Origin of the sequence: Pleomorphomonas sp. NRK KF1 (assembly GCF_023721755.1) — a bacterium.
In the GTDB taxonomy this organism is placed as follows: Bacteria; Pseudomonadota; Alphaproteobacteria; order Rhizobiales; family Pleomorphomonadaceae; genus Pleomorphomonas.
The window spans coordinates 111,877-131,253 of the sequence record NZ_JAMDLH010000010.1 but is presented as its reverse complement, the minus strand read 5'-3'; the positions used below and the strand labels follow the sequence as shown (position 1 = coordinate 131,253).

Here is a 19,377-nt window from a genome sequence, read left to right as displayed (position 1 = left end):
CGAAGTCCGTCAGCCACCCTCAGCCTCGGAGATCGCCGCCTTCACGGCGGAGTCAATGAGATCCATGTCGGTCGAAAGAGTGGCGAAGGTGAAGCCGAGCCCGAGATAGCGACGCACCAGCGCGGCATTCGCGCCAAAGGCGCCGCACACCTTGCCGGCCGCCTTGGCCTGTCGGACCACCCGCTCCATGGCAGCGATCGTATCGGGCCGATCAAGACCCGGCTCGCCCTCGGGCGACAGGGCGATGGAAAGATCATACGGACCGACGAACACGCCATCAATGCCGGGCACTGCCAGGATGGCATCGAGGTTTGAAAGCGCGGCCCGCGTCTCGATCATCACCACGGCGAGCGTCGAGGCGTTGGCCGAGGTCCGATAGGCATCGGCCGAAAGGCCCGACAACTGCACTGCGCGGGCAGGCCCGTAGGATCGTTGCCCATCCGGCGGATATTTCATGAAACTCGCAAAGGCGCGCGCGTCCTCGGCGGTCTCGATCATCGGCGCTACAACCATCTCGGCGCCCCAGTCGAGCAGCCGGGAGGCCGACTGATACTCGCCCACCGGAATGCGCGCCAGCGCGTGCCCACCGGCCGAGCGGATGGCGGTGAGCATGGCCGGCGTCGCGCCCATGTCGATCACGCCATGTTGGAGGTCGAGCAATACCGCTTCGAAGCCGGCGCGGACCATGATCTCGGCAGCCAGCGGATCGGGCAGGCACGACCAGCCGACCCTGAGCGGACGGGCACCGGCAAGCGCGGCGCGCAAGGATGGAGTTTCCATCATCTCCCTTTCGGACGGATCAGGCTTCGGTCCTGATCTCGAGCTCGGCGCGCGCCATGAAATCGCGCATCGCCGTCTGTATCTCGTCGTCCGTCACGGGAACTCCGGCGTCGGCGAGGTCCGCCGCCAGCTTGGCGGAGATGTCGCGACCGCCGACCCGCGTGAGATCCGCGAAGACGACCGCACGAGCATAGTCGGCCGCCTCGGACTCGCCCATCCCCAATTTCTGCGCCGCCCACAGACCGATGAGCTTGTTGCGCCGCGCGGTCGCGCGGAACCTCAACTCCTCGTCGCGGGCGAACTTGATTTCGAAGGCTTTCTCGCGGTTATCAAAGACTGCGATGTTGCCATTATGGTCACTTTCACCTGACAAAGGCAGGCTTCGGCTCCATGTCGTGGACATCCGAACCTCCTTTCTCTAAAAGGCAAAAGCTCAAACACTCTCCTTGATTTGAATATAAGCTTTCACGCCTCTGTGATCAACTTGGCCGGAAGTAGGTAAGTAGCCGAAAAAATTAAGGAATGACCACTACGCGAAATTGCAGCGCGACGGGATTGTTATCCGGAACCCGATCGGATAGTGTGCCCCACAGGCGAGGGAGCGGGCGGACGTCAGTTCGCCCGCTTTCTGTGCTTAGAATGTGCCCACGCTGACGGTGCATTGCGTACCGATCGTCGTGTTGTCGCATCCTGAATTCCCGCCGAGGCGACAAGCGGGCTAGTTGTAAATCGGACCCGGAGCCCCGGCCTCATGGATTTCATCAACAGACCACGGTATATCCCCATGAACCGCCGCCGGCGTATCTACGAAGGTAAGGCCAAGATCCTGTACGAAGGTCCCGAGCCGGGTACGTTGATTCAGCACTTCAAGGACGACGCTACGGCGTTCAATGCCAAGAAGCACGAAATCATCGACGGCAAGGGTGTTCTGAACAACCGGATTTCGGAATATCTCTTCACCCATCTCAACAACATGGGCATTCCCACCCATTTCATCCGTCGGCTCAACATGCGCGAGCAGTTGATCCGCGAGGTGGAGATCATTCCGCTTGAGGTGGTGGTGCGCAACGTCGCGGCGGGCTCGATCGCCACGCGACTCGGGATCGAAGAGGGCACGCAGCTGCCGCGCTCGATCATCGAGTTCTATTTCAAGAGCGACGAGCTCAAGGACCCGATGGTCTCCGAAGAACATATCACCGCCTTCGGCTGGGCCTCGCCGCAGGAAATCGACGACATCATGGCTCTGGCCATCCGCGTCAACGACTTCCTGGCCGGCCTGTTCCTGGGCGTCGGCATCCGTCTCGTCGACTTCAAGATGGAATGCGGGCGCCTGTGGGAAGGCGACATGATGCGCATCGTCGTCGCCGACGAGATCAGTCCCGACAGCTGCCGTCTGTGGGATATCGCCACCGGCGACCGGCTCGACAAGGACCGCTTCCGCAAGGATATGGGCGGCCTCGTGGAGAGCTACACCGAAGTCGCCCGGCGCCTCGGCATCCTCAACGAGTCCGAGCAGACGCGCCCCTCCGGCCCGACGCTGGTGAAGTGAGGGCGGGCGCCGCGAGAAGCAGCGCCATGAAAGGCGGAGACGCCGCGAAAACCGACTTGTGAATCCGAGAACGCCGGGTTATTCCCCCGGCGTTCTTCATTTTCGGGATACGGCCATGAAAGTGCGCGTCACCATCACCCTCAAGGCGGGCGTTCTCGACCCGCAGGGCAAGGCGATCGAGGGCGCGTTGCGCGGCCTCGGGTTTGCCGGCATCGACGGCGCCCGCCAGGGCAAGATCGTCGACCTCGCCCTCGCCGAGACCGACCCGGACAAGGCTCGCGCGGCGGTGGCCGACATGTGCGAGAAGCTGCTCGCCAACACCGTCATCGAGAACTACGACATCGCCATTCTCGGCTGAGGCGAACATGGCCGACGGCCCTGACGATACGCGCCGGATCATCCGCTTCATGCTGGTCAAGGCGGCGATCTTCGTCGGTATTCCGGTCGTCGCCGCCACTCTCGCCGTTCTGTTCCTGATGCCCTGACCTTTCGAGGAGAACACGATATGCGCTCGGCCGTCGTCCTCTTTCCCGGTTCCAATCGCGACCACGACATGGTCAAGGCCCTGCATTCGGTGACCGGCGTCGAGCCGACCGTCGTCTGGCATCAGGACGCGAGCCTGCCGGATGTCGACCTGATCGTCCTGCCCGGCGGCTTTTCCTACGGCGACTACCTGCGTTGCGGCGCCATCGCCGCCCGCTCGCCAGCCATGCTGGACGTGGCGAAGAAGGCCAAGGCCGGTGTTCGCGTCCTCGGCGTCTGCAACGGCTTCCAGATCCTCACTGAGGCGGGCCTCCTGCCCGGGGCGCTGATGCGCAACGCCCACCTTCGCTTCGTCTGCAAGGAAGTGAAACTCGAGGTCACCAACAACGACACCGACTTCACCCGCGCCTACGCCAAGGGCCAGGTGATCCGCTGCCCGGTGGCCCATCACGACGGCAACTACTTTGCCGACCCGGAGACGCTGGCGCGTCTTGAGGGCGAGGGACGCGTTGCCTTCCGCTATGCCGAGGGCACCAATCCCAACGGGTCTATCAACGACATCGCCGGCATCCTCAACGAGGAAGGCAACGTGCTCGGCATGATGCCGCACCCGGAAAACCTGATCGAAGCGCTGCATGGTGGCCTCGATGGCCGCGGCCTGTTCGAAAGCGTCGCCACCTCGCTCGCCGCCTGACACGTCGTGCGCACCATCGGTTGCGGTGGTGCGCATTGACAGTTTTTGCGAGCTCATTAACCTCAACTTACCTTAAGCGGCAGATAGCGCCCCGTTTTCTCGGCAACGCCAGCTCCGGTAACCATTTGTCTGCCACGTGGGGGCATGTGTGAAAGCCGGATCAACATTGGCCGGAGCCTTCTGCCATGCTGTCTCGCCTGGTGTTCTACGGTCGCACCAACGTCAAGATCGGTGAATCCGCCGGGATGATCAAAAGCATCCTGGCCGCGGCCAGCGATTACAGTCCTGCGTCGGGCCTGACCGGCGGCCTGGTCTTCAACGAAAAGTACATGATGGAGGTCATCGAGGGCGCCCGCGAGCAGGTTTCCAAGCGCCTGCGGCTGCTGTTCGAGGATCCGCGCATCGAAGACCTGACCGTGCTCGCCATATCGACCATCGACAAGCGCGTCTTCGAAGGATGGGCGGTGGGCTACGCGGGACGCACCATCGATGCCGAACGACTCTACTTGAAATACAGCCCGACGGTCGACATCAATCCGACGACCATGTCGGCGGCGGCCGTCCTCGACTTCGTTCGCGAGTTCTGCGCCCTCGATACGCTCTATGTGCAGCGGACCGGGCTCGCCGAGCAGCGAACGCCCGCTCCTCCCCTGCAGGCAACTCCCACACGCCCGACGCCGCCCAGGCAGGACCCGCCGGTCGAAACCATCAGGGTCGTCAACACCAAGACCATGGCGCCTACCTGACGGTGTCGGTCATTCCGGCCTGAAAAAGCGGCGACACGCGCTTTTTTGTGCGGCCGCTTTCTTGCGGTTTCTCGCCAGTCGTTCTATCCCCTGCCCAACCGTCGGCCCGGTCTCCAAGGGGATTGCCCGTGTTCCAGAACGACATCGAAATCACGCCCGACCTCATCTCTCGTCACGGGCTCAAGCCCGACGAGTATGACCGCATCCTCCAACTGATCGGGCGCAAGCCGACGCTGACCGAACTCGGCATCTTCTCGGCCATGTGGAACGAGCACTGTTCCTACAAATCGTCCAAGAAGTGGCTGAAGACCCTGCCCACCAAGGGCGACAAGGTCATCATCGGCCCGGGCGAAAATGCCGGCGTCATCGACATCGGCGATGGCGATGTCGCCATCTTCAAGATGGAGAGCCACAACCACCCGTCCTACATCGAGCCCTATCAGGGCGCGACGACGGGCGTCGGCGGCATCCTGCGTGACGTGTTCACCATGGGTGCGCGCCCCATCGCCGCCATGAACTCGCTGTCCTTCGGCGAGCCCGATCATCCCAAGACCCGCCATCTGGTGGCTGGCGTCGTCGCCGGTGTCGGCGGCTATGGCAACTCCTTCGGCGTGCCGACCGTCGGCGGCGAAGTGCGCTTCCACGCCCGCTACAACGGCAACTGCCTCGTCAACGCCTTCGCCCTGGGCATCGCCAGGCGCGACGGCATCTTCCTCAGCGAAGCCAAGGGCGTCGGCCTCCCTGTCGTCTATCTCGGCGCCAAGACCGGCCGTGACGGCGTCGGCGGCGCCACCATGGCCTCCGCCGAGTTTGACGACACCATCGAGGAAAAGCGTCCCACCGTTCAGGTCGGCGACCCCTTCACCGAGAAGCGCCTCCTGGAAGCCTGCCTGGAGCTGATGAAGACCGGCGCCGTCGTCGCCATTCAGGACATGGGCGCCGCCGGCCTCACCTGCTCGGCCGTCGAAATGGGCGCCAAGGGCAACCTCGGCATCCGCCTCGACCTCGACCGCGTGCCGCAGCGCGAAGAGGACATGACGCCCTACGAGATGATGCTCTCCGAAAGCCAGGAGCGCATGCTGATGGTGCTGGAGCCCTCCAAGGAAAAGGAGGCCGAGGCCGTCTTCCGCAAGTGGGAGCTCGACTTCGCCGTTTGCGGCGAGACCACCGACGACCTGCGCTTCCGCATCATTTGGCAGGGCAAGGAAGTGGCCGACCTGCCGATCAAGGAGCTCGGCGATGAAGCGCCGGAGTACGACCGCCCCTGGGTCGAACCCCGAAAGGCAGCGCCGCTCCCCGACGACGCCATTCCCGCCGTCAACGACGTCGGCGCCGCGCTCGTCCGCCTGATGGGCGCGCCCGACCAGGCCTCGCGCGCTTGGGTCTACGAGCAGTACGACTGCCTTGTGCAGGGCAACTCGGCCCAGATCCCCGGCGGCGACGCCGGCGTCGTCCGCGTCGAGGGCACGGGCAAGGCGCTGGCCATGTCGGCCGACGTCACGCCGCGCTACTGCGACGCCGATCCCTTCGAAGGCGGCAAGCAGGCGGTGGCCGAGAGTTGGCGCAACGTCACCGCCGTCGGTGGCGATCCGATCGCGCTGACCGACAACCTCAACTTCGGCAATCCCGAGAAGCCTGAGGCCATGGGCCAGTTCGTACGGGCGCTGCAGGGCATCGCCGATGCCTGCCGCGCCCTGAACTTCCCGATCGTCTCGGGCAACGTGTCGCTCTACAACGAGACCAACGGCGAAGGCATCCTGCCCTCCCCCACCATCGTCGGCGTCGGCCTCCTGCCGGACGTGACGAAGATGGCCACCATTGCCTTCAAGGCGGACGGCGACGAGGTTTTCCTTGTCGGTGGCCACGGCAGCCACCTCGGCCAGTCGGTCTACCTGCGCGACCTCCACGGCCGCGAGGAGGGCGCGCCGCCGCCGGTCGATCTGGCGCTTGAGAAGAAGAACGGCGACTTCGTGCGCGGCCTCATCGCCTCGGGTCGCGTCTCCACCTGCCACGACCTCTCCGACGGCGGTCTTGGTGTGGCGCTTGCCGAAATGGCGATGGCCGGTCAGCGCGGCGTTCGCGTCGAGCTTGGCGGTCTTGATCCACACGTGGCGGTCTTCGCCGAGGATCAGGCCCGCTACCTGATCGCCGTGCGCCCCGCCGAGAGCGCCGCCATCCTGGCGGACGCTGCCAAGGCAGGCGTGAAGGTCGAACGAGTCGGCACCGTCGGTGGCGACGCCGTCGACTTCGGTCCCGCCGGCAAGGCGCCGATCGCCGACATCAAGGCGGCCTTTGACGGCTGGTTCCCGGCTTTCATGGGCGGCAAGGCCTGAGACCTCTCCGATGGCCGGCCGCACGGTGGTCATCGGAATATGCCCGAAGGTATCAGCCCGGAGCATTCCCTTTTGGGCCGGATGATGCCATCTGATCGGAAGAAGCTGGGCGAATCCTGGCCGGCAACGAAGAGAGGGGTGTTCGACATGGCCATGCAGGCAAGAGACATCGAGGCGATGATCAAGGAAGCGCTGCCGGACGCCAGCGTCGAAATTCGCGATCTCGCCGGGGACGGCGACCATTATTCGGCCATCGTCGTGTCCGAGGCCTTTCGCGGGCTGACGCGGGTCAGGCAGCATCAGCTGGTCTACGACGCGCTCAAGGGAAAAATGGGCGGCGAGCTGCATGCCCTTGCACTTCAGACCAGCGCGCCTTAACTTTGAATGCTTCCAATTCGGACCTTGAATCCGACCGACCGAGGTAGACCCATGGCTGACATCAAGTCGTTCATCGACAACGAAGTGAAGAGCAACGATATCGTCCTGTTCATGAAGGGCACGCCGGATTTCCCGATGTGCGGCTTCTCCGGGCAGGTGGTGCAGATCCTCGGGTATCTCGGCGTGCCCTACAAGGGTATCAACGTGCTGGACAATCCCGAGCTGCGCGACGGCATCAAGACCTATTCGAACTGGCCGACAATTCCGCAGCTCTACGTGAAGGGCGAGTTCGTCGGCGGCTGCGACATCGTCCGCGAGATGTTTCAGAAGCAGGAGCTGCAGGCCCACCTCAAGGAGGCCGGCATCGCTGTCAACGAGGCTGCGGCCGAGTAAGAGACGCGATACGTTCCCTGTCGCTTTCCAGAGCCCTCGCCGAGACCGGCGGGGGCTTTTCGTTTTTCGAGCCCCTCTGAGAGCGACCTTCAAGCGACATGGACGGCGTTTTTCCGCCTCGGTAGAGCTTTTTTGTCCTCGGGATCGACGGCCTTTCGTGAACGACGCTTGATTATTCTCACATCGTAACCAGCCTGGTGTGAGCGATCGAAGTCCGGTTTCCTGCAGCGTACCGCGGGTTTCTCCCAACCACCCCTATACGTTCAATTCCGTAGACACATTTTCGCGACCCTTGTTCAACTGGATCGCTCGCACACGTCAGCGGAGTTCGGTTTGAACGTGAACGGCCACGCTCCAAATGAGGGTCATCGGCAGCGCAAAACCTCCCCGCTGCCAAGACGCGAAACCGGCCTTCGATAGAAGACCATTCCATGGAGTAGATGCCATGAATACCAAGTTCCTCCTCACCGCCGCCCTCGCCGCCGCTCTGGTCCCCTCGGTCGCCAGCGCCGCCGGCGTGACGTTCGATCCCGCCGCTCGCGACAACGAGCCGCAGTTCGTAGACACCTTCTTCAATGACGGTGGCGTCAACGCCGCTGCCGCCAGGGCCGACGCCGCCCGCTACGCCGCCGCCGAAGAGGCACTGAAGTCTGGCGCCTTGATCGCTACGCATGGTTCGGAGACGGCACGACTCGTCACCACCTTCAATCCGGCAGCGGACGATAACGAACCGCAGTTCAAGAACACCGTCGTGATCGAAAACCCGGCCAACGCGGCCGCTGCCCGGGCCGACGCCGCCCGCTACGCCGCCGCCGAGCAGAACCTTGAGTCCGGCGCGCTTTTCAGCACCCACGGCTCGGAAGGCGCGCGCGTCATGACCTATTATGATCCGGGTGCCGACGACAACGAGCCGCAGTTCAAGAACGTCGTCGTCTTCCCGAACTGATAGCGGAGCCTAAAGCTCAACGATATCGGGCCGCCCAAACCAGGGCGGCCCTTTTTCGTTTCTTCAGGCTCCCGGCCGCCCCGGCATGGTGAAGCTCCGGCCGGTTTCCACCAACGTCTTCAGACGAGAAATCGCCTCGACCCAGCCAGCCGACACCATGCGGCTGGTGGCCGTGTCACCCCCGAAATCGTCGTGCACCAACGTCAACTTCGTGGCTCCCTCCCCCGCCGGTTCCAGCTCCCAGGTCACTCGCGAGGGTGGGTCGCCCGCGACATCCTCAGCCCAACGGGCACAGAAGCTGTGCGACAGGCGCTTCGGCGGTGTCAGCTCCAGTACCTCACCGACGATCATCGCATGCCCGCCCAGCAGGAACTCGATCTTGCCACCGACGCGCCACTCGGTACGCGAATCCATGTTGAAATGCTGCCAAAGCGGCGTCTTAGCGTCATCGGTCAGGATCGCCCACACCGCTTCCGGCGTCGCATCGATGAGAAGCTCATAAACATGCTTCGGTGCAACCATCACAGTATTCATTCTGAAAACCCCTTGCTGGAAGCCGCTCTTCAAATCGGCAAGACCGCGCGCAAACGGCATGGCATAGCGCGAGATCCAACGATCGCTCACGTCCTGAATGGGGACGGGGTTGAGATAGTGGAACTTCTCGCGCCCGACCTTGCGGGTGACCACCAGCCCGGTTTCCTCGAGGACGCCGAGATGTTTCATCACCGCGAAGCGCGACAATGGCAGACAGGCTTCGAGCTCACCCAGCGTCTGGCCGTCCCGCTCGCGAAGAGAATCCAGTAGCCGGCGGCGGTGAGCACTGGCAAGGGCATCGAAGACGTCAACCATGGCGCGATAATAAGTTCCATTTTAGTAACGTGTCAATATGGTAACCTATAGACGCATCCGGCGGTGCGGTATGCCCTCGGTCTCCTGTCACAAACGGACCCGAAAAGGGTTAGGCTGTCAGTCGCCGGACCAAGGAAGCGAGTCCGAGAATGCAGGGTGAGGAGCAAGCCAGGTGGGCAGGACCATTCGGTTTTCAGGCGTCGACGCCGTTGTCGACAAGGCCGCCGGTCACAAGATCGTCGGCGCCAACATATTGATCTCGCTGAACGGTGACCTCGTCTACCAGCATCAGGCCGGTTTTCTCGATCGCGAGGCCGGCAGGCCGATGGCGCCGCGCACCATTTTCCGTCTCGCCTCGGTGAGCAAGCCGATGGTCTCCGTCGCTGCCCTTGCCATGGTCGAAGCCGGCAAGCTGCGCCTTGACGATCCCGTGACGCGCTACCTGCCCGATTTCCGCCCTCGCCTGCCCGATGGCGAAGCGCCGACGATCACCATCTCCCATCTGATGACCCACACGTCCGGGCTCACCTATGACATCGACAGCGGCAACGGCAAGCGCCCCTGCGGCGGAACAGGACCGTCCGATTTCGATCTTGCCGAGAACATCGCCCGCATCTCGACCCTGCCCCTCGCCTTCAGGCCCGGAACCGGATGGCAGTACTCGCTCGGCATCGACGTGCTGGGCGGGGCGATGGAGGTTGCCGACGGACGATCCTTGCCCGAGATCGTCAAGGCGCGCGTCACCGGACCGCTCGGCATGGACGATACCGGCTTCTGGTCGACCGATCCTGATCGTCTGGCCGCTCCCTATGCTGACGGCGCGCCCCCGACACGGATGGGCGAGGTGGAGCGCGTCAAGGATGGCGACGGCTTCATCGAGTTCTGGACCGGTCGCGCCTTTGACAAGACGGCTTTCCCGTCGGGCGGCGCCGGGATGATCGGCTCGGCCGAGGACTTCCTGACTTTCCTCGAGGCCATGCGCAAGGGCGGTGCGCCTGTTCTCTCTCCGGCCTCGATGCCGCTTCTTGCCGAGGCACACACGGTGGATATCGATCCAGCGCCGTCAGGCCAGGGCTACTCGCACGGCTGGTCGATCTACCGCGACCCCTCGGTACAGAACCAGCCCTGCAAGCCCGGCACATGGGCCTGGGGCGGCATCTACGGGCACCAGTGGTATGTCGACCCGGCAACCGGCCTCACGATCGTCAGCTTCACCAACACCGCCATAGAGGGCTGCAACGGCGCCTTCCCGAAGGACATCTTCCGCGCCGTCTACGCGGATCTCGGCCTCTGAACGGCAAAAAGGCCGCCCACAGGGCGGCCTTTCCACAGATCCGAAGCGTCGGAAACCTATCAGCGCGAGTAATACTCGACGACCAGGTTCGGCTCCATCTTGACGGCGTAGGGAACGTCGGCCAGGGCCGGCACGCGGACGAGCTTGGCGACCTTCTTGGCGGTATCGACCTCGATGTAGTCGGGCGTGTCGCGCTCGGCGAGCTCGACCGACTCGAGAACGATGGCCAGTTCCTTCGACTTCTGACGAACCTCGATCACGTCGCCGATCTTGCAGCGATAGGAACCGACGTTGACCTTGCGGCCATTGACGGTGACATGACCGTGGTTGACGAACTGACGGGCCGCGAAGGGAGTCGGCACGAACTTGGCGCGGTAGACGACGGCGTCGAGACGGGTCTCGAGCAGGCCGATCAGCGCTTCCGAGGTGTCGCCACGCAGACGGACGGCTTCCTCGTAAATCTTGTAGAACTGCTTCTCGCTGAGGTCACCGTAGTAACCCTTCAGCTTCTGCTTGGCGCGCAGCTGCAGACCGTAGTCCGAGGTCTTGCCCTTGCGGCGCTGACCGTGCTGGCCGGGGCCGTATTCACGCTTGTTGACCGGGCTCTTCGGGCGACCCCAGAGGTTCTCGCCCATGCGGCGGTCGATCTTGTACTTTGCACTATGGCGCTTAGACATCGCGTATCCCGCTTTTTGTCAGTGTTCATTCAGGACGCGCGCCCTCCTCTGCTCCGATCTGGCCCGAGAGCCACCCGAAACCGACAGGGAAACACTGCGCGCGGCAGGTCCCCCACGGGACACGTGAACGGCCACGCCGGCTCCTCGTTGCCAAGGAACCGGCGGGTTGAGGGGTCAATAGTCGAGGGAGCGGCCGCTGTCAAATCGAAAGCGCAGTTTTGCCGGCTTTCGCGCCGTCGATGGCGCTTTTTGGCTGACCATCGCGGAAGAAGGCCTCGCCCTCCACGAATCCAAAAGCTTCCAGCATGGCGTGCGCCGGCCACCGGCCAGTTGAGAAGAAGCGATGCGGGGCGCCCTCGCCACGCGACGGAGCGGCGCCCTCGGTCACGGTCGCCACGCGGCGGGCGATCGCCGGTGCCGGATCGATCCACTCCACCGGCCAGGGCGCCAGCGCCTTCAGCCGGTCGAGCAGGAGGGGATAGTGGGTACAGGCGAGCACCACGGCATCGGTTCGCTTCCCGGCGTCCTCGATGAAGCAGGGGGCGATCTCCGTCAGCAGCTCGGCGTCGGTCACCTGTTCACCGGAGAACTGACGCTCGACGAGTCCGGCCAGTCGCTCCGACCCGACCAGCGTGAAGCGGCAATCGCCGCCGAAGGTCTCGATGAGGTCGTGCGTGTACTCGCGCTTCACCGTGCCAGGTGTCGCCAGCACCGAAGCCATGCGCGTATGGCTGTGCTCGGCGGCCGGCTTGACGGCCGGCACCGTGCCGACGATCGGCAGCTTGAAGCGGGCGCGCAAGGGCGGCAGCACCAGGGTCGAGGCGGTGTTGCAGGCGATCACCAGTGCCGCCGGATCGAGCACGGAAAGCGCCTCGTCCATCAACGACACGACTCGGTCGATCAGGACATCCGGCTCAAGAGCGCCGTAGGGGAAGACGGCGAGGTCGGCAACATAGTCCATGCCGGCAGCCGGCAGCGCCTTGCCGATTTCGCGGGCGACCGAAAGGCCGCCGACGCCACTGTCGAACACCAGGATACGCATGGGATTTCCTAGAGTCTGCCTCGTTCCGTCAGCTGTGCCAGCCGAATGCGGCGACATCGGGCCAAGCACCGTTCAACGTCGACCGACAGCGTTAACGAAGCCTTGGCCTAAACCTCGCCGCCATCGACGATCCGCTTCTTTGGACGGTGGTTCTTGCCGTCGAGACAGGTGATGATGCCCCTCAGCGTCCTGATCTCCTGTTGCGTCAGCTGCTGACGCTGGAAGATGGCGCGGAGATTGTGGATCATCGTCGGCCGCTTTTCGGGCGGATGGAAGAAATGCCGTTCGTCGAGGACCGACTCCAGATGGTCGAACAGGCCGAGCAGTTCCGCCTTGCCGGCCGGCGGCGAGCGGTCCGAGGCGGCAAAGGGCAACGCGGCATCGGGATCCTCGAAACCGGCCTTGCGCCACTCGTAGGCCACCACCAGCACCGCCTGGGCGATGTTGAGGGAGGCATATTCGGGCACCACCGGCAGCGTCAGGATCTCGTCGGCCAGCGCCACTTCGTCGTTGTTGAGGCCCCAGCGCTCGCGGCCGAACAGCAAGCCCACGGCCGCGCCCTGCCCTTCCAGATGCCGCATGTGCTTGGCCGCATACACCGGCCCGCGCACCGCCTTGGTGACGTCGCGGTCACGCGCCGTCGTGGCATAGACGAAGGAGAGATCGGCGATGGCATCCTCCAGCCGATCATAAACGCGCGCGGCGTGGATGATGTGCGTCGCCTTGGCGGCGTTGGCTTCCGCCTTCTCGTTGGGCCAACCGTCGCGCGGGGCGACGATCCGAAGATCGGATAGCCCGAAGTTGGCCATGGCGCGCGCCGCCGCGCCGATGTTCTCGCCCATCTGCGGCTCGCAGAGGATGATGGCCGGTCCGCGCCCGGCCGTGGTTTCGTCCGACATGATCTTGCCTATCCCGCTTTCGGCGCGGGTTTGGCACATCGAGCCGACCAAGAAAAGGGGAGAAATCCCCGACCACGACCGGTTCGGAAGGTGGGTGGCGCCTCATCGCGCCACCCGAAGCACCAATCAGCGGGGAGTGGCCACCGAGGCCGTCCGCTCGGTGCCCTGGCGCTCCAGCATCCAGCCGGGATATTCGGCCGGCAGCGCCGAAACCGCATCGAGACGGGAAAGCTCGTCGGCCGACAGCACCACCTCGCTGGCGGCGATGTTGTCATCGAGCTGTTCGACCGACTTGGCGCCGATGATCACCGAGGAAACGAACGGCTTGTGCAGCACATAGGAAAGCGCGATCCGCGCCACCGACACGCCCTTGTCCCTGGCAATCTCGGCCATCACGTCGACAGCGTCGAAGGCCCGGTCCTTGTTGACCGGCGGGAAGTCGAAGTTGGCGCGACGCCCCTCGCCCTCGCCGTCGCGGTTGTACTTGCCGGACAGGAGACCGCCGGCGAGCGGGCTCCACACCATCAACCCAACCTTCTCCGATAGAAGCAAGGGGGCGATCTCGCGCTCGAGGTCGCGACCGGCGATGGTGTAGTAAGCCTGCAGGCTGGCGATGCGGTCGAGGCCGAGCCGGTCGGCGATGCCGAGCGCCTTCATGATGCGCCAGGCCGGCCAGTTTGAAACGCCGACATAGCGGATGAGACCCTCGCGAACCAGATCGTCGAGCGCCCTCACCGTCTCCTCGATCGGGGTCACCACATCGGTCCCGTGGATCTGGTAGAGGTCGATATAGTCGGTACCGAGTCGCTTCAGGCTGCCCTTGACGGCATCCATGATATGGCCGCGCGAGGCGCCGCGATCGTTGACGCCCTTGCCGGTGGGGCCGAACACCTTGGTGGCCAGCACCACGTCCGAACGGGATCGACCGGAGTTGCGGATCGCCGCGCCGGTGATCTCCTCCGACAGGCCTTCGGAGTAAACGTCGGCGGTGTCGATGAAGTTGACGCCCTTGTCGAGGGCGCCGGCGACGATGCGATCGGCCACCGACTGGTCGAGCGAACCGACGACGGTCCAGAAGCCCTTGCCGCCGAAGGTCATGGTGCCCAGGCAGATTTCGGAAACGAGAAGGCCGGTGCCACCAAGCGTGTTGTAGCGCATGTCATCACCTTGAAGAATGGATTGAGGAACGAGAAAGCGATCGGCGCCAAAGCGCGACGGGCGATGCGGCACGACGAAGGCTGCCCTGACGCCCACCAAGAACATAGGGTGCCCCGGCTGGCCGGACTAGCCGCGCCCGATCGCACAGCCTGATTAGTTGATCTATACAATCATGGCCTATTGCGACTGCTATTATGCCTCCGCCAGAACGGCTCGCCAAATCACGCCTCGGAGAGCCCGTGACACCGCCCTTGGAGAATCCATGGCCCGAACCGACCTCTTCGATGGAATCAGCGAGTTTCTCACCGTCGTTAGGCGGGGCAGCTTCCGCGCCGCTGCCCGCGAACTCGGCGTCACGCCGGGTGCCGTCAGCCAGGCGGTGCAGACACTGGAACGGCGGATCGGCCTGCCGCTTCTCCACCGCACGACGCGCCGCGTTGCCCTCACCGAGGCCGGCGAGCGGCTTCTTGCAGAAGTCCGACCGGCCGCAGAGGCGATTGCCGGTTCGCTCGACACGCTTGCCAATCTCAGTGCACGACCGTCGGGCAGGCTTCGCCTTCTCACCCACCACATCGCCGCCCGCCAAGTGTTGACGCCGATGATGTCTTCCTTCCTGACGACCTACCCCGACATCGCCGTCGAAGTCATCACCGACACCAAGCGGCATGACCTGGTCGGTGGCGGCTTCGACGCCGGCATCCGCATCGGCGAGTTCATCGACCAGGACATGCTGACGGTTCGCGTCACTCCACCTTTCTCCTGGGTGGTCGTCGGCTCGCCGGCCTATTTCGCCGCCCATGGCCGGCCGGAGACGCCGGACGATCTCGCCCACCATGCGTGCCTGCGCTTCCGTCTGCCAGACAGTGGCGACCTCTACCGGTGGGAGTTCGAGCGCGAGGGCGTCGCCGTCACCATCGAGCCTCCGGGGCAGCTCACCTCCGACGACTCCGAACTGCTGCGCGCCATGGCCGTGGCCGGTCTCGGGCTCACCTACGCATCGTCGCAGAACGTCCGCCGCGAGCTTGCGGAGGGGCGCCTCGAAACCTGCCTCGGCGGCTTCTCGCCGGCCCAGGACGCGCTCTACCTCTACTATCCCAAGTCGAGCCGGCTGCAGCCGAAACTGCGCGTCTTCGTCGACGCATGCCTCAGAAGCATGCGCGAGCGATCGAAGGATTAGCGCAAGAACCCGGCGGCGAAGGAGCCGACCGCCAGGACACCGAAGACGAGGATCAACGCGCCGGACAGCCGCCCGACCCACAGGGCGAAACGATCGCTGACCTTGTGACGCACCAGCGCCACGCCACCGGTCAGGATGATCCACCAGGCGAGCGAACCTGCGAACACGCCGGCGACCACCACCAGCGCCGAGGCTGCGTCCGCCGCCGATGCAAGGCCCAACCCGGCAAAGAATACGGCAAAGGACAAGATGGTCGTCGGATTGGCGATGGTGAGCAGGAAGGTGGCGCCAATGGTGCCGAGAAGATCGCGCGCTCCCACTTCGGCCGCCGGACGCGGCGGCTTCGGCTTCATGCCCTGCCAGCCAAGCCAGATCATGGCGAGGCCGCCAATGAGGCGCATCGGTCCGTCGATCGTGGCGAGAAAGGCCGAGAAGGCGGCAAAGCCCAAAGCCGCCAGAGCACCGTAGGCCGCATCGGCGAGCGCCGTTCCCAGCCCGCCGGACAGCCCGACCCAGAAGCCGCGTTGCAGCGTCCGGTTGATGCACAGCGCTCCAATCGGTCCGAGCGGCGCGGCAACGGCAAATCCGAGGGCAAAACCCTTGGCGGCGAACAGCAGAAGGCTCACGATCTGTCTCCACGAGGACGGAACGGCGGTTCGACGACGGTCGAAAGGGCAATCATCGTCTCGCTGCGGGCGATCAGCCGCCGCCGCTTGAGATCGTCGAGAAAGGCCTCGATACCCGCGAGCGACGCCACCCGGATCTTGACGAGATAGTTCCAGGCGCCAGTGACGTGCTGGCATTCGACGATGGCGGGATGATCGGCGGCAACCGCCCTGAACACCGCTTCGTCGGCATCCGCCGCAAGCCCGACGAAGACGAACGCGGCAATGCCCAGCCCCATTGCAGCCGCATCGGCGTCGACGGTGAAGCGGCGGATCACCCCACTCGCGACGAGGCGGCGAATACGCTCGTTCACCGCCGAGGTCGACAGACCGACCTCGCCGCCGATGTCGGCCAGGGAGCGACGAGCGTCGTCGCCAAGGCACATCACGATTTGACGATCGATTTCATCCATGCCGGACATGCTCCCACATTTTACCGAAACGTCAACATAATTTCCCGTTAAATCGCTACATGACAGGACATTTTCCCGAAATTCTCTGAGCAAGCCGCAAAGTTCGAGTGCGTGGACAGCATTCGGGGAAATCCCATATAACAAGAACGAAAGTTCCCCGAACGAAGGAGAGAAGCATGGCCTATGACGTGGCAGTTCTTGTCGGCAGTCTGCGCAAGGGCTCGTTCTCGCGGGCGGTGGCCGAGAACCTCGCAACACTCGCCGACGACAAGCTCGCGCTCCGCATCGTCGAGATCGGCGATCTGGCGCTCTACAACCCGGATCTCGAAGGCGATGCACCGCCGGAAGGCTGGGCCAGATTTCGGAGCGAGGTTTCCGGTGCCGATGCCGTGCTGTTCGTCACGCCCGAATACAACCGGTCGATCCCGGGCCTGCTGAAAAACGCCCTCGACGTGGGTTCCCGTCCCTACGGCCACAGCGTATGGAAGGGCAAACCCGCCGCCATCGCCAGCGTCTCCCCGGGCCTGCTGGGCGCCTTCGGCGCCAACCACCACCTTCGCCAGCCACTGGTCTTCCTGGACATGCCGGTCATGCAGCAGCCCGAAGTCTATGTTTCCAAGGTCGGCGACCTCCTGGACAAGGACGGCAAGCTGGCGAACGATGATACCAAGGCCTTCCTCTCCGGCTTCCTCGCCGCCTTTGCGACCTGGATCGGCAAACACCAATAGACGCCTGAGGGCGCCACGAAAGTCGACATGACCATTACCAACGAAGATGAACTCGACGGCCTCAAGGCGATCGGCCGCGCGGTGGCCGACGCCATCGCCGCCATGGCCACCGCCGTCCGCCCCGGCATCACCACCGCCGAGCTCGATGAAATCGCCGGCCGCGTACTGGACGAAGCCGGCGCCGTCCCCGCCCCGAAAGAGAGCTACGGCTTTCCGGGCATCGCCTGCATCTCGGTCTGCGAGGAGATCGCCCACGGCATTCCAGGCGACCGGGTGCTGAAGGCCGGCGACCTGATCAATCTCGACGTGTCCGCCTCCAAGGACGGCTTCTTCGCCGACAGCGGCGCGTCCTTTGCCGTATCCCCCGCGCCGGCCAAGCTGGACAAGCTCTGCCGGGACGGCCGCCGCGCCATGTGGGCCGGCATCGGCGCCGTGGCGCCGGGCAAACCGCTGGCTGGCGTCGGCCGCGCCGTCGGCGCCTTCGCCCGCAAGAACGGCTATACGCTCGTGCGTAACCTTGCCAGCCATGGCGTCGGCCGCTCCCTGCACGAAGAACCTTCGGAAATCGCCACCTGGCCGGACCCGCGCGAGCGGCGCATCATCACCGACGGGCTCGTCTTTACCGTCGAGCCCTTCCTGTCGCTCGGCGCCGAATGGGCCGAGGACGGAGATGACGACTGGACGCTCTACTCCGAGCCGCGCGCGCCGACCGTTCAGTTCGAGCACACCATCGTCGCCACCCGCAACGGCCCCTTGGTCGTTACCCTTCCATCCTGAGACCTTCCGTTTACGTTAGCGTACGCCCAAAAGCGGTGCGGCCGCACTGGCCTCGACGGCAACGTCATGCTACAGGCGGTGCATCCGTGCGTTTGCGTACCGGCAGGCGCACGAACCGGCCCTCAAGGCCCGGCCACACGTTCGGAAGGTCACCCCACTATGGCGAAGATCAAGGTTGCGAACCCGGTTGTCGATCTCGACGGCGACGAGATGACGCGCATCATCTGGCAGTTGATCAAGGACAAGCTGATCCTGCCCTATCTCGACATCGACATCGAGTATTACGACCTATCCGTCGAGAACCGCGACGCCACGGGCGACCAGGTAACGGTCGATGCCGCCCACGCCATCAAGAAGCACGGCGTCGGCATCAAGTGCGCCACCATCACGCCCGACGAGGCGCGCGTGAAGGAGTTCAACCTCAAGGAAATGTGGAAGTCGCCCAACGGCACCATCCGCAACATCCTTGGCGGCGTCATCTTCCGCGAGCCGATCATCTGCAAGAACGTGCCGCGTCTCGTGCCCGGCTGGACGCAGCCGATCGTCGTCGGCCGCCACGCCTTCGGCGACCAGTACAAGGCCACCGATTTCAAGTTCCCCACCAAGGGCACGCTCTCCATCAAGTTCGTCGGCGAAGACGGCGCGGTGATCGAGAAGGAAGTGTTCAAGGCCCCCGGGTCCGGCGTGGCGCTCGCCATGTACAACCTCGACGAGTCGATCCGCGACTTCGCCCGCGCTTCGTTCAATTACGGCCTGCTGCGCAAGTGGCCGGTCTACCTGTCGACCAAGAACACCATCCTCAAGGCCTATGACGGCCGCTTCAAGGACCTGTTCCAGGAAGTGTTCGACGCCGAGTTCAAAGCCGAGTTCGACAAGCTGGGCATCACCTACGAGCACCGCCTGATCGACGACATGGTTGCCTCGTCGTTGAAGTGGTCCGGTGGCTACATCTGGGCCTGCAAGAACTACGACGGCGACGTGCAGTCCGACACCGTGGCGCAGGGCTTCGGCTCGCTCGGCCTGATGACCTCCGTGCTGCTGACGCCCGATGGCAAGACGGTGGAGGCCGAGGCCGCCCACGGCACGGTCACCCGCCACTACCGCGAGCATCAGAAGGGCAAGGAGACCTCCACCAACTCCATCGCCTCGATCTTCGCCTGGACGCGCGGTCTCGCCCATCGCGCCAAGCTCGACGACAACGCGGAGCTCGCCAAGTTCGCCGACACGTTGGAGAAGGTCTGCGTCGACACCGTCGAAAGCGGCTTCATGACCAAGGATCTCGCCCTCCTGATCGGGCCGGACCAGAAGTGGCTGTCGACCACCGGCTTCCTCGAGAAGGTCGCCTCCAACCTCGAAGCCGAAATGGCCAAGTGGTAAGCTGACACCTTAGGCAAAA

Annotated in this window: 23 protein-coding genes; 14 read left to right on the top strand and 9 right to left on the bottom strand. The window is 64.3% G+C overall.

What is annotated here, in order from left to right; all coding sequences use genetic code 11:
• Positions 1 to 9: 9 nt before the first annotated feature.
• Both M4J39_RS21070 and M4J39_RS21065 read right to left on the bottom strand, forming a co-directional pair.
• Positions 10 to 783, bottom strand: a complete 774-nt coding sequence (locus M4J39_RS21070; protein WP_251730462.1) for an HpcH/HpaI aldolase/citrate lyase family protein — start codon at positions 781 to 783, stop codon at positions 10 to 12.
• Positions 784 to 799: 16 nt separating this feature from the next.
• Positions 800 to 1,183, bottom strand: coding sequence for a DUF1476 domain-containing protein (locus tag M4J39_RS21065; protein WP_251730461.1), 384 nt, complete (start codon positions 1,181 to 1,183; stop codon positions 800 to 802).
• Between the two features lie 348 nt (positions 1,184 to 1,531).
• Here M4J39_RS21065 and purC point away from each other — a divergent pair, with 348 nt between their 5' ends.
• From purC to M4J39_RS21020, 9 genes are all read left to right on the top strand, one after another.
• Positions 1,532 to 2,329: a phosphoribosylaminoimidazolesuccinocarboxamide synthase gene (gene purC, locus M4J39_RS21060; RefSeq protein WP_026782764.1), complete on the top strand. Its 798-nt coding sequence runs from the start codon at positions 1,532 to 1,534 to the stop codon at positions 2,327 to 2,329.
• Positions 2,330 to 2,444: 115 nt separating this feature from the next.
• Positions 2,445 to 2,687 carry a phosphoribosylformylglycinamidine synthase subunit PurS gene (gene purS, locus M4J39_RS21055; RefSeq protein ID WP_251730460.1) on the top strand — a complete coding sequence of 81 codons (243 nt, stop codon included), beginning with the start codon at positions 2,445 to 2,447 and terminating at the stop codon, positions 2,685 to 2,687.
• Positions 2,688 to 2,694: 7 nt separating this feature from the next.
• The gene (locus M4J39_RS21050) at positions 2,695 to 2,814 is read left to right on the top strand and encodes a phosphoribosylformylglycinamidine synthase-associated small membrane protein (RefSeq protein ID WP_251730459.1); all 120 of its coding nucleotides are present in this window, start codon (positions 2,695 to 2,697) and stop codon (positions 2,812 to 2,814) included.
• A 20-nt stretch (positions 2,815 to 2,834) separates the two neighbouring features.
• Positions 2,835 to 3,506 (top strand): phosphoribosylformylglycinamidine synthase subunit PurQ, encoded by a 672-nt coding sequence (gene purQ, locus M4J39_RS21045; protein WP_251730458.1) that lies wholly within the window; start codon positions 2,835 to 2,837, stop codon positions 3,504 to 3,506.
• Positions 3,507 to 3,691: 185 nt separating this feature from the next.
• Entirely contained in the window at positions 3,692 to 4,252 is a 561-nt protein-coding gene (locus M4J39_RS21040) for a BLUF domain-containing protein (RefSeq protein ID WP_251730457.1), read from the top strand.
• Between the two features lie 128 nt (positions 4,253 to 4,380).
• Positions 4,381 to 6,585: a phosphoribosylformylglycinamidine synthase subunit PurL gene (gene purL / locus M4J39_RS21035; protein ID WP_251730456.1), complete on the top strand. Its 2,205-nt coding sequence runs from the start codon at positions 4,381 to 4,383 to the stop codon at positions 6,583 to 6,585.
• A gap of 147 nt (positions 6,586 to 6,732) precedes the next feature.
• Positions 6,733 to 6,963, top strand: a complete 231-nt coding sequence (locus tag M4J39_RS21030) for a BolA family protein (RefSeq protein WP_251730501.1) — start codon at positions 6,733 to 6,735, stop codon at positions 6,961 to 6,963.
• A gap of 51 nt (positions 6,964 to 7,014) precedes the next feature.
• The gene (grxD, locus tag M4J39_RS21025) at positions 7,015 to 7,356 is read left to right on the top strand and encodes a Grx4 family monothiol glutaredoxin (RefSeq protein ID WP_251730455.1); all 342 of its coding nucleotides are present in this window, start codon (positions 7,015 to 7,017) and stop codon (positions 7,354 to 7,356) included.
• Between the two features lie 445 nt (positions 7,357 to 7,801).
• Positions 7,802 to 8,302 carry a hypothetical protein gene (locus M4J39_RS21020; RefSeq protein ID WP_251730454.1) on the top strand — a complete coding sequence of 167 codons (501 nt, stop codon included), beginning with the start codon at positions 7,802 to 7,804 and terminating at the stop codon, positions 8,300 to 8,302.
• Between the two features lie 63 nt (positions 8,303 to 8,365).
• Here the strand turns inward: M4J39_RS21020 and M4J39_RS21015 are convergent, their stop codons facing one another.
• On the bottom strand, positions 8,366 to 9,151 hold the full coding sequence (locus tag M4J39_RS21015) for an SRPBCC domain-containing protein (protein WP_251730453.1): 786 nt from the start codon (positions 9,149 to 9,151) through the stop codon (positions 8,366 to 8,368).
• 172 nt (positions 9,152 to 9,323) lie between these two features.
• Between M4J39_RS21015 and M4J39_RS21010 the strand changes: the two genes are divergently transcribed.
• A complete protein-coding gene (locus M4J39_RS21010) occupies positions 9,324 to 10,445 on the top strand; it encodes a beta-lactamase family protein (protein WP_251730452.1) in 1,122 nt (373 codons plus the stop codon).
• 59 nt (positions 10,446 to 10,504) lie between these two features.
• Here M4J39_RS21010 and rpsD read toward each other — a convergent pair whose 3' ends face one another.
• The 4 genes from rpsD to M4J39_RS20990 all read right to left on the bottom strand — a co-directional run bounded on the left by rpsD (position 10,505) and on the right by M4J39_RS20990 (position 14,221).
• A complete protein-coding gene (gene rpsD, locus M4J39_RS21005) occupies positions 10,505 to 11,122 on the bottom strand; it encodes a 30S ribosomal protein S4 (RefSeq protein ID WP_251730451.1) in 618 nt (205 codons plus the stop codon).
• A 199-nt stretch (positions 11,123 to 11,321) separates the two neighbouring features.
• Positions 11,322 to 12,164, bottom strand: a complete 843-nt coding sequence (gene murI, locus M4J39_RS21000; protein WP_251730450.1) for a glutamate racemase — start codon at positions 12,162 to 12,164, stop codon at positions 11,322 to 11,324.
• Positions 12,165 to 12,271: 107 nt separating this feature from the next.
• On the bottom strand, positions 12,272 to 13,063 hold the full coding sequence (locus M4J39_RS20995; protein WP_251730449.1) for an RNA methyltransferase: 792 nt from the start codon (positions 13,061 to 13,063) through the stop codon (positions 12,272 to 12,274).
• Positions 13,064 to 13,189: 126 nt separating this feature from the next.
• Positions 13,190 to 14,221, bottom strand: coding sequence for an aldo/keto reductase (locus M4J39_RS20990; protein ID WP_251730500.1), 1,032 nt, complete (start codon positions 14,219 to 14,221; stop codon positions 13,190 to 13,192).
• A gap of 262 nt (positions 14,222 to 14,483) precedes the next feature.
• On the opposite strand from M4J39_RS20990, the gene M4J39_RS20985 reads away from it, so the two are divergent.
• The gene (locus M4J39_RS20985; RefSeq protein WP_251730448.1) at positions 14,484 to 15,398 is read left to right on the top strand and encodes a LysR family transcriptional regulator; all 915 of its coding nucleotides are present in this window, start codon (positions 14,484 to 14,486) and stop codon (positions 15,396 to 15,398) included.
• On the opposite strand, the gene M4J39_RS20980 is transcribed toward M4J39_RS20985, so the two are convergent.
• Both M4J39_RS20980 and M4J39_RS20975 read right to left on the bottom strand, forming a co-directional pair.
• Positions 15,395 to 16,024, bottom strand: a complete 630-nt coding sequence (locus M4J39_RS20980) for a LysE family transporter (RefSeq protein WP_251730447.1) — start codon at positions 16,022 to 16,024, stop codon at positions 15,395 to 15,397. The two genes, M4J39_RS20985 and M4J39_RS20980, sit on opposite strands and share 4 nt — an antisense overlap.
• A complete protein-coding gene (locus M4J39_RS20975) occupies positions 16,021 to 16,476 on the bottom strand; it encodes an Lrp/AsnC family transcriptional regulator (protein ID WP_251730446.1) in 456 nt (151 codons plus the stop codon). The genes M4J39_RS20980 and M4J39_RS20975 overlap by 4 nt, the downstream gene beginning before the upstream one ends.
• A 176-nt stretch (positions 16,477 to 16,652) precedes the next feature.
• Here M4J39_RS20975 and M4J39_RS20970 point away from each other — a divergent pair, with 176 nt between their 5' ends.
• The 3 genes from M4J39_RS20970 to M4J39_RS20960 all read left to right on the top strand — a co-directional run bounded on the left by M4J39_RS20970 (position 16,653) and on the right by M4J39_RS20960 (position 19,358).
• Complete coding sequence (locus M4J39_RS20970) at positions 16,653 to 17,204, top strand: NADPH-dependent FMN reductase (protein WP_251730445.1); 552 nt, start codon at positions 16,653 to 16,655, stop codon at positions 17,202 to 17,204.
• Positions 17,205 to 17,231: 27 nt separating this feature from the next.
• Positions 17,232 to 17,981 carry a type I methionyl aminopeptidase gene (map, locus tag M4J39_RS20965; RefSeq protein ID WP_251730444.1) on the top strand — a complete coding sequence of 250 codons (750 nt, stop codon included), beginning with the start codon at positions 17,232 to 17,234 and terminating at the stop codon, positions 17,979 to 17,981.
• Positions 17,982 to 18,140: 159 nt separating this feature from the next.
• Positions 18,141 to 19,358 carry an NADP-dependent isocitrate dehydrogenase gene (locus M4J39_RS20960; protein ID WP_251730443.1) on the top strand — a complete coding sequence of 406 codons (1,218 nt, stop codon included), beginning with the start codon at positions 18,141 to 18,143 and terminating at the stop codon, positions 19,356 to 19,358.
• Positions 19,359 to 19,377 lie beyond the last annotated feature (19 nt).